At 65.6% G+C, this 1,711-nt stretch carries 1 protein-coding gene and 1 pseudogene; both read left to right on the forward strand.

Going from position 1 to position 1,711, the window contains the following annotated elements; all coding sequences use genetic code 11:
- Positions 1–98 precede the first annotated feature (98 nt).
- Entirely contained in the window at positions 99–1,466 is a 1,368-nt protein-coding gene (locus tag WAL33_RS20165) for a hypothetical protein (protein WP_422183645.1), read from the forward strand.
- Positions 1,467–1,505: 39 nt separating this feature from the next.
- Positions 1,506–1,711, forward strand: a pseudogene (locus tag WAL33_RS20170) (hypothetical protein); the annotation flags it as partial.

The following is a 1,711-nucleotide window of genomic DNA, read 5'->3' on the forward strand; positions in this document are numbered from 1 at the left end:
GCGACCGCTCTCAATGAACGCCCCAGCTAGGGCACTGCTCGACCGGCCGCCCCCAAACTCCGAGACGACCGCCTGTCGCCCGATCCAAGGATGCCATCATGAAGAAGCCCGGCGCCGTCCTGCGCAGTCTGCTGAACCAACTGAGAAGGCGAGCACCTCGGAGACGATCGACCCGCATCGGCGGGCGCTCCGTGCTTGCGGCCCTGGCCGTGGTCTGTGCGTCGGCCTCATCCGCCCCGGCCGCAACGGACGGTCCCGGCCCCTTTCCCGCGTGGTCGCAAGGTTATCTCTACATCCATCACATCAGCACGGGACGGGGCAACGCGACCTATTTCGTGCTTCCCGACGGCACGACCCTGCTGATCGACGCAGGCGAGGCCGACCCGGAATTCGCCGAGCTCGTAAAGCCGCTGAAGGCCTTCCCGCCCCGCCCCGATGGCGCGCATTCGGCGGGCTGGTGGATCGCCGACTATATCCGTCAGTTCGCACCGGCCGGCCGGCCGGTGAAACTCAACTACGCCCTGATCACCCATTTCCACACCGATCACATGGGCACGATCACCCCCGACAAGCCCATGTCCAAGACCGGCGCCTACCGCCTGGCCGGGATCACCGAGCTTGCCGATCTCATACCCATCGACACGCTCATCGATCGCGCCGCGCCGTCCTACGACTACCCTGTCGACCTGCGCAAATGCGCGGGCCCGGGCGGCCTCCCCGGCTCCAACGGCCTGTCCCTGGCCAACTATCTCAGCTTCGCCGTATATCGGATGAAGCACGGTCAGGCCGTGGTCGGACTGAAACCGGGCGCGCTTGATCAGATCAAGCTTGGACAGGCCGCCGCCTTCCCGACCTTCCATATCCGCAACATCGCCTCCAGCGGCGTCATCTGGACCGGCGCGCGCGACGAGACGCAGGACTACATCCCCAAGGGCGCGGTCACCGATTGCGGCTTCGACGAGAACCCGTTCAGCAACGTTCTGACGCTCGCCTACGGCAGGTTCAAATACTACTCGGGCGGCGACATCCCCGGCGTGCCCAACTACACCCAGCCCTGGTGGCGTGATGTCGAAACGCCCGTGTCGGCGGTCGTCGGACCGGTCGACGTCATGATGCTCGACCACCATGGCAACCGCGATACAGTCAACGAGAACATCCTGCGCAACCTGGCCCCGCGCGTCATGGTGCAGGAGAACTGGCTGTCGCCGCAGCCGGGCGAAGAGGTCGTGACCCGGATGGCTTCGAGGGGTCTCTACCCCGGCCCCCGCGACGTCTTTGCCGTCGGGATGGCCCCTGAGACCCGAGCAGCGATCGGTCCGATCATGGACAGCCTCTACAAGAGCTATAACGGCCACGTCGTCATTCGCGTCGCGCCCGGCGGTGACCGGTACGAGGTCTATGTCCTCAACGACGCCGACGCGCGACGCGAGGTCGTGACGCGATTTGGGCCCTATCTATCGAAATAGCATTGGATGCCCCCTCCTTTTCACCTGCGAGGTTCAACAGTGTCCAAAAAGTTCGCCATCGCCGCCGTCCTGCTCGGCTGGCTGAGCGCGGGACCGGTTCTGGCTCAGGCGCCCAAGACCAGCGAGATCGCCTCCCCCGCCGACACCTATGCCGAGCTGTTCCACCAGGTGCAGATGCGCAAGCTGTTCCCGGACGGTAAGACCTTCGTCGACGCCAAGCCCAGGCGCCCGCCCGCCCAGATCCT

The sequence above is a fragment of the Caulobacter sp. genome (assembly GCF_049283275.1).
Taxonomy (GTDB): domain Bacteria; phylum Pseudomonadota; class Alphaproteobacteria; order Caulobacterales; family Caulobacteraceae; genus Caulobacter.